At 57.6% G+C, this 6,793-nt stretch carries 9 protein-coding genes and 2 pseudogenes; 7 read left to right on the top strand and 4 right to left on the bottom strand.

Going from position 1 to position 6,793, the window contains the following annotated elements; translation table 11 throughout:
* Window positions 1-773: 773 nt before the first annotated feature.
* On the bottom strand, window positions 774-980 hold the full coding sequence (locus tag AC1DZU_RS35065) for a hypothetical protein (RefSeq protein ID WP_457155369.1): 207 nt from the start codon (window positions 978-980) through the stop codon (window positions 774-776).
* A gap of 149 nt (window positions 981-1,129) precedes the next feature.
* Window positions 1,130-1,421 (bottom strand): annotated as a pseudogene (locus AC1DZU_RS35070) (hypothetical protein).
* Window positions 1,422-1,724: 303 nt separating this feature from the next.
* On the opposite strand from AC1DZU_RS35070, the gene AC1DZU_RS35075 reads away from it, so the two are divergent.
* The 3 genes from AC1DZU_RS35075 (at window position 1,725) to AC1DZU_RS35085 (ending at window position 3,464) form a co-directional block, all read left to right on the top strand.
* On the top strand, window positions 1,725-2,123 hold the full coding sequence (locus AC1DZU_RS35075; RefSeq protein ID WP_477291989.1) for a response regulator: 399 nt from the start codon (window positions 1,725-1,727) through the stop codon (window positions 2,121-2,123).
* Between the two features lie 32 nt (window positions 2,124-2,155).
* Window positions 2,156-2,278 carry a hypothetical protein gene (locus AC1DZU_RS35080; protein WP_477291991.1) on the top strand — a complete coding sequence of 41 codons (123 nt, stop codon included), beginning with the start codon at window positions 2,156-2,158 and terminating at the stop codon, window positions 2,276-2,278.
* Between the two features lie 208 nt (window positions 2,279-2,486).
* The gene (locus tag AC1DZU_RS35085; protein ID WP_477291993.1) at window positions 2,487-3,464 is read left to right on the top strand and encodes an SDR family oxidoreductase; all 978 of its coding nucleotides are present in this window, start codon (window positions 2,487-2,489) and stop codon (window positions 3,462-3,464) included.
* Window positions 3,465-3,573: 109 nt separating this feature from the next.
* On the opposite strand, the gene AC1DZU_RS35090 is transcribed toward AC1DZU_RS35085, so the two are convergent.
* Window positions 3,574-3,738 (bottom strand): hypothetical protein, encoded by a 165-nt coding sequence (locus AC1DZU_RS35090; RefSeq protein ID WP_457155259.1) that lies wholly within the window; start codon window positions 3,736-3,738, stop codon window positions 3,574-3,576.
* A 172-nt stretch (window positions 3,739-3,910) separates the two neighbouring features.
* Window positions 3,911-4,123 carry a hypothetical protein gene (locus AC1DZU_RS35095; protein WP_477291996.1) on the bottom strand — a complete coding sequence of 71 codons (213 nt, stop codon included), beginning with the start codon at window positions 4,121-4,123 and terminating at the stop codon, window positions 3,911-3,913.
* A 123-nt stretch (window positions 4,124-4,246) separates the two neighbouring features.
* Between AC1DZU_RS35095 and AC1DZU_RS35100 the strand changes: the two are divergent.
* The 4 genes and pseudogenes from AC1DZU_RS35100 to AC1DZU_RS35115 form a co-directional block, all read left to right on the top strand.
* A pseudogene (locus AC1DZU_RS35100) lies at window positions 4,247-4,477 on the top strand (inorganic diphosphatase); the annotation flags it as partial.
* A 23-nt stretch (window positions 4,478-4,500) separates the two neighbouring features.
* Complete coding sequence (locus AC1DZU_RS35105) at window positions 4,501-4,779, top strand: inorganic diphosphatase (protein ID WP_477291998.1); 279 nt, start codon at window positions 4,501-4,503, stop codon at window positions 4,777-4,779.
* A gap of 743 nt (window positions 4,780-5,522) precedes the next feature.
* Window positions 5,523-5,738 carry a hypothetical protein gene (locus tag AC1DZU_RS35110; RefSeq protein WP_477292000.1) on the top strand — a complete coding sequence of 72 codons (216 nt, stop codon included), beginning with the start codon at window positions 5,523-5,525 and terminating at the stop codon, window positions 5,736-5,738.
* A 383-nt stretch (window positions 5,739-6,121) separates the two neighbouring features.
* On the top strand, window positions 6,122-6,475 hold the full coding sequence (locus AC1DZU_RS35115) for a hypothetical protein (protein WP_477292002.1): 354 nt from the start codon (window positions 6,122-6,124) through the stop codon (window positions 6,473-6,475).
* Window positions 6,476-6,793 lie beyond the last annotated feature (318 nt).

A 6,793-nucleotide genomic window follows, 5' to 3' on the forward strand; every position in this document is an offset into this window, starting at 1 on the left:
AAGGTGATTGCGATTTGGCGTACCATTTTTGTACTCCCTTGATCGCATTAGAACGTGGGGCTTTGAGCTTCTGTTCCCCTGAAGGTTCACGCACCAGGTACGCTCCCGGACTTCGGCGGCGTAGGACAGCGGCCGGTGGAAACGCGCTGATGAGTCTCTGTGAGGCTGCCCGCCCTCAAAGGCCGCTTGTTTAATTGTGACTTTCCGTTCCAGCTGCCATACAGTTCCCTTGGTGGCTGCCCGGAAGGGACGACCAAATATGGCCTTTACTGTCATCCGCTATGGAAGACAGGGCATCGTCGATAAGGAAATGTTCGACGCCGAGATAACGGCAAAAGATGTCGCAAGGCAAACGGCACGGTCGTTCTTAGCCATGCGGAGAACTAGAGAAAGTGCCCGTTTTGTGCGGCAGGCCCGCCGCAGGTCCAACCGAAAAGGCCAGAGCGACCCGCCGAAGGTGAATAGCCGTGGAACTTTGTACGGAAATAACCAACGATGACGGCAGCGGAACACATTTCGGACCATCGACGTTTATTGCATCGGTCGGTGCCTGTGTCACTCCTGCCGGCCTCTCTGTCAAATGGCCCGCTGCCAACCCTGGCGGCGGGCTTTTCGGCTGGAGGGCTTGGATGCAGTGGCCCGGCACCCTCTCTGTTGGGATGTGGCTAGGGGTACCGGGCCTAGCTGACGGGGGTACTTGTGAGAACACCGCCGCCGGCTGGGCTCTTATGCGCTTGTGCTAATGCAAAGTGAAGCATCGTGATTGCGGAAGGCTAGCGCGCCGATTGTTTCTTGGCGTATGCGGCGACTGCACAGAGGAAAGCCAATGCGGCGGCATCGCACGCGGGCCGAGACGGGCCTTTTGCGAAAAGAACGGCGTCCGCAGCTGGGATCGTCAGGCCATGCTTTTTGGCGAAAGCGCTAACCTCGTAAGGCTGATCATCTTCAGCTGGTTGGCCGATGCCGAAATCATAATTCATGCGACTACTTCCTCCCAATTCGCTACCTTTTTCCTCTCACCCTGAGGCAAAATTAACAGCCGAGCTAGCGCGTGAGTCTAGCGATTAGCGATTGTGTAAAACGATATATTCTGGACCACTCCTACACCTTAATGTTGTCTCCACGGTCTTCAGGCGCCCCCGTCCGTCTCGCTTTCCGCGTCGATCATCCGGACCGGCAGATAGGCGTTCTTTTCCAGCCACTCGCGCAATACGATCTGAATCAAATCCGGCCTGCCAATTCCCATCTCACCGGCAATGGGGTTCAGCGCATCCTCCGTCGCCGGCTCCAGCGGCACACCCGAAACGTTCCGGAGCATCAGGGCAGCACGTCGAAGAATTATTTGCAGATCCCGCCCGCGACACGTCCGCAATGCGGTCGGCGGCGTTCTCATGCTCTTCGGCGATAGAGAGCCGCGTTATGCCGTCGGCCGTTCGAACATGGCAAGTTGCCGTGACCGAGCGCTTGAAAGGCTAGGCCGACCGTCGAAAGGCGGCACCGCCTTGGCGGGAGCTTGCCAAATGGCGCCGGCCTATGGGAGAGGCGGAACGGTTTGTAAAAGAGTACCATGCAGCCGCTGTCGTCTGCGCTACAGGGAACGCTGAAAGCGCTGCCAAAAATCGTTTCCGGAGATAACCGCAAGGATGCGCCGTTCGTTAGATGGTAGCGCTACGGAACCAAACTGCGGGTTCAAGCGTAATAGGGCGCGATTGGAGAATTAGCAAATGAGTGTCAGTGCGGTTCTGGTCGTTGAGGACGAACCGCTTATTTTGCTTGATCTCAAGTCGGCCTTATCAGAAGCAGGATTTGAAGTCGTACCGGCTCAGGATGCCGCGCAAGCGATTGCGGCCTTCGATGCTGACCCTGCCAAATTTAGGGGCATTGTTACGGACATTCGCCTTGGGGCTGGCCAGTCCGGTTGGGAGTTAGCCAAGTATTTGCGGCAAGCTAACTCTACCATCCCGGTGGTCTACATAAGCGGCGACAGCGCTATCCATTGGGGCGCTGAGGGCGTCCCAAACAGCGTCATGATCACGAAACCCTTCTTCCTGCCCCAGATTATCACGGCTCTTTCTACGCTGCTTAACGATCAACCGACGATCAACCCTGATGATCCGACTTAACCTAGAGCTGTACAACCTCGAGATGCAGACGCATGTCGGAAGCCACAATCAAGGGACGGCTCGGTATTGAGCGCTTAATCAAAGAAACAGGCATCAGAGAAGATCAGGCCGCGATCTCGTCAATCTTCTGGGTGGCAGCAATTGGTCGCCGCTAAACCGAGAAGCCCAGTTTCTAGTCCAAAGACTCCAACTCCCCACGCCGCGCTAAAAACGGCACCGCCAACAATCAGATGTGTCGGCGCCTATGGGCCATCGAGTGATGGGTCAAATAAACGCGCAAATCGGCGACGTCGCCGTCCATGCCGTGGCAACGGTCAACCATTTCCTTGAACGCACGTTGTCCCCGAAACCCAGGAGACATCCATGCCGACCGCAACCAAAACCAACACGTCCAACGCCATGCAAAAGCAGCGACGCATACAGCGCAAAGTCGATGCGGACGACGGGGCCAAATCGAAATCAAAACCGGCCGGCGCGATGCAGGCCGGGGCGCGACAATACCCGGCACCGCCTTTCCCCAAGCAACATCACCCCAAACCCGGCCATGAGGCCGAGATCAGACCGGCTCCGCTTTACGACGCGCCGTTCTGGCGCGGCTCCGGCAAGCTGGAAAGCAAGGTGGCACTGGTCACTGGCGGCGATTCCGGCATCGGGCGGGCAGTCGCAGTCCTTTTCGCGCGCGAAGGCGCCGACGTCGCGATAGTTTATCTGTCGGAGGATGGCGACGCCGAGGTGACGAAGCAAGCGGTAGAAGGCGAGGGTCGCCGCTGCATCCTGCTCCGCGGCGATGTCGCAGACCGGACCTTCTGCCGCAAGGCTGTGACCACTACCGTCAAGCAACTGGGAGGGCTCGACGTGCTGGTCAATAACGCAGCGTTCCAAGTGCATTCGACGGATTTTGCCGACCTGACCGAGGAGCATTTCGACACCACAATGAAAACCAACCTCTACGGCTATTTCCATATGGCCAAGGAGGCGGTGGCGCATATGAAGCGCGGTTCAGCGATCGTCAATACGGGTTCTATAACCGGTATAGACGGGTCGAAAGAACTGATCGACTACTCGATGACCAAGGGGGGTATTCACGCCTTCACAAGAGCCCTGTCAGGCAACCTTATCGACAAAGGCATCCGCGTCAATGCAGTGGCACCGGGTCCAGTGTGGACACCGCTCAACCCTTCCGAAAAACAGGCTGGCGACGTCTCGAAGTTTGGTGCGAAGACGCCGATGAGACGTCCAGCGCAGCCGGAAGAGATCGCACCCGCCTATGTGTTTCTGGCATCTCCGCAATGTTCAAGCTACATCACCGGCGAAATCCTGCCGATCATAGGTGGTTATTGACTACCTTATCCCCCATCGGCGAAACCTTTGGACGGATCGAAAGTTCGACCTCAGGCACCGAATTCTTTCCGGTCTGGCGTTGCTTTGTCGTCCAGCGCTGCCTGCACCGCTATCCCTCAGCCTTGAAATTCTTTGCCTTTTCGGCGGCCTTCTTCTTGTCGCCGCCGTGCTCGCGCAAAAGATCCTTCGCCTGCTTAGGCGACACGTCGGTCGTCTCGGCGAGGTGCATCGCCTCGCGGTCGGTATCCTGGGATTTGGTCTGGTCCTTTGGCATGGTGCTATCTCCGGTGTGTGAAGGACAACAACAAACTCGCAGGTCGGTTCCCCCTGCTAGGGAACGGGCGATGCATTCCTAAATGGAGAAGATGCCTGATCTGCACGATGTCACATCTCTGCAGGCTTATGCACACTTTCATCGACAACGGGCCAACCAATACTCTCGTCGGCTAGTTCTTCTCCCGGCGCTTCTCAATCTCATATGTCAGCCAGCGGCAGAACATACCGATGATGGATAAGACCGCGCCGCCAACCAGACATGCTGTGAGCACGTAGCTTTTCGAAGAAGCGCTCGACCAGCTTACAATGGCGAGCAGGATCACGCTCGTCGTTGAGATGAGATAGCCCACTCCCTTCAGCATGTGCAGAGAGGGTTTTGTCATATCTGGACCTCTTCTTAGTCGGCTCTTCGGAACATTCCGCGCGCTCTGAAGTTCCATCGCGTGTCACGAGAGCGGATGGAACCTGCCGAAATCGCCACACAAATCCGAAAGAGAGGCATCCCGATGCCCAACTACCAGAAGCTGCCGACAACCTCCAACGGCCTCATTCGCGTAGTGATCGAAACCCCACGCGGCGCTACAGCGAAGCTTGCCTTCGATCCAGCAACGCTGGTGTTTGGCTATGTCCGCCCTTTGCCGGTCGGCATGATGTATCCCTATGACTGGGGTTTCATCCCGTCCACATTGGGCGAAGACGGTGATCCTCTCGATGGGCTGGTCATCCATCAGGCATCGACCGCCCCTGGCGTTGTGATCAAATGCAATCTGCTAGGCGCTTTGAGCGTCAAGCAGAAGGACGAAGGCGGGAAGGCGGTGCGCAACGATCGGTTATCTTCTCTCCCCATCGAGAGGACGCTACAGACGAGCCGGTGGCCGCGGATCGTGTTCCTGATGATTTGCGGCGCGAAATCGAACAGTTCTTTCTCTCGTCGGTGCTTGGAACGGGCAAGACCATAAAGTTCAAGGGCTGGCAGAACGCCGCGGAAGCTCGCAGGGCAATCAAGAGGGGCATGAACGCCTACGTGGCCCACCGCTGAGGTGCTATGGGCGCGATCAACAACGGAGTTAAGTTTCGCTGGAATGCCAGATGCTCGATTGTTTCGAACCCGGTGACCAGTCGTCCGTGAATGTGCCCGCCCGCAAACAGTTCTGCCGGTTCGCCTATTGCACATCAGGCAATGGTACACGGTAAACCGAACTTGCTCGCCAGTGCAGGTCGCTTTCAGCTGAACACCTGAACAGTCTGCAAGGGCAGGTGGTCGCTGCCATGGAGTCGGCCGTGATTATGCGCTTTCTTCATGGCGGCTTGCGGGTTTTGCCCGGTGGCAGCGGAGGTTCTGGCATCCTTGGAGTGCGCCACTAGAGCTGGCCCCGCGCCTGTCGGTTTGCGCATGTCGCCTGCATCCGCTCGGAGTGGGCAAAACATACCGAGGCGGGCAATTTCGCGTTCAGCGACAACGTGTCGAGGAGGACGAACATGGCCGTGGCTAAGAAGGACCAGGAGCGCATCACATACGCGGGGATGTACGGTGCGCAGGCCCGCAAGGACGGCAAGGCTCGAACTGTTCCGCAGGTCTGGGACGAATCGCCGATGCATGGCTGTTGGGGTTTGACGGTGAGCCCATCACCGGCGCCAACAAGGCCAAGCCGGTCGGCGACCTGATGGAAGCGGAAGTTGACGAAACTGCCGTGAGTCAGCGACGTCAGTCAACCAGCAAACAGATTTAGGAACATTTTTGCCGGCTAGGAATTCATGGGTCTCTTAGCGGTGGAGGCTTTCATGACCCAACGACGCGTCGACAAGGAGCGGATTGAGCGCGCTGATCGCGAATCGAAACTGACGATCGAGGCTGAGCGTCTGGCCAGAGATGCGAAGACGGCGCGGCTGCGAGCGCAGCGCCTTTCTGCGGAAGCATCTGTCGAAAAGAAGGGTCCCGCCGAACGTCATCGAGGCGCCGTCAAGAAAGCAGCACGAAAGATTATTGAGGTCGAGTGAGAAAGTAGCCCGGAACCGTAACGCCTTCGCCACCCGTCGATCGTGGCTGTCTGACTGGCAGTCTTCAGCGGCCGTGATTTTCCGTCTTCTCCGGTGCCTGGCCGTAGACGCCATCGGTTCCTGGTTTCGGCCAATCTCTGCCTTGTCAGGACGTGCCAATCGCCTGGAACAAAGCCTTTCAGCGGAGGTTTACCCAGCGAAGGGACTGATACTTTCGAGGAGACATCCCATGAAACACAGTCTGATCACCAGCATGCTGGTGCTCGGCGTTGGGTGTGGGCGGCGGTAGCTCAGACACGGCCGGCCGAAACTCATTCGGGCAGCTAACGCCAATTGCGTAGCCGGCGCGGCCGACTGCCAAAAGGGTTCGAAGATGAAGATGGGTGAGGCCCAAGATCCAGACAGACCAGCAGGCGCAGGGCAAGGCTAGTGCGACCACCAACCAACAGGCCCAGGGGAAAGCAAAGGTCCAGACCGACGAGCAGGCTCAGGCATCGACACAGACTGATCAGGGGTCGACTGCTTCCATCACCAATGTCACGGTGGAAACCCAGATCACCCAGGTCATCAAGGAGACCAGGGTCGAGCCGGTGTCCAGTGTCGATTTCGATATTTCGGTCGGCATTGAGGTTCCCCGGCACAAGATTCGGTTGCATCGTCTGTACCAGCCTACGAAACCTACGAGTATTTCGTATTGGCCGACGGTCGGGTCGTCATCGTCGATCCGGACACGCTGAAGATCGTCCTGATTTTGACCTGACGCTGCAGGGCCGAAAAGGCTCGCCACATCGACGTGGCGGGCCTTTTCACAAGATCTGCCGATGAATCAGATGATGCGGACGCGAAATGCAGCAATCGCTGAACACAATATGGAAGGTCGAACCTCGGGGGGATTCCTTGTCGCGCCTGGTCCGCGCCCGTGCAGCAAGTTTGGGTTTGGTTGCTGCGCTAGGTTTCATGTTGCTCGTGTCTCTCGTTGCGAGCGCAGCGATTGCCGCGCTGGGAAACATCATCAATGCTCACCTGCCGTTTGGCACAATCGTCCTCGGCATGAT

Source organism: Mesorhizobium sp. P2_A12 (assembly GCF_056405075.1).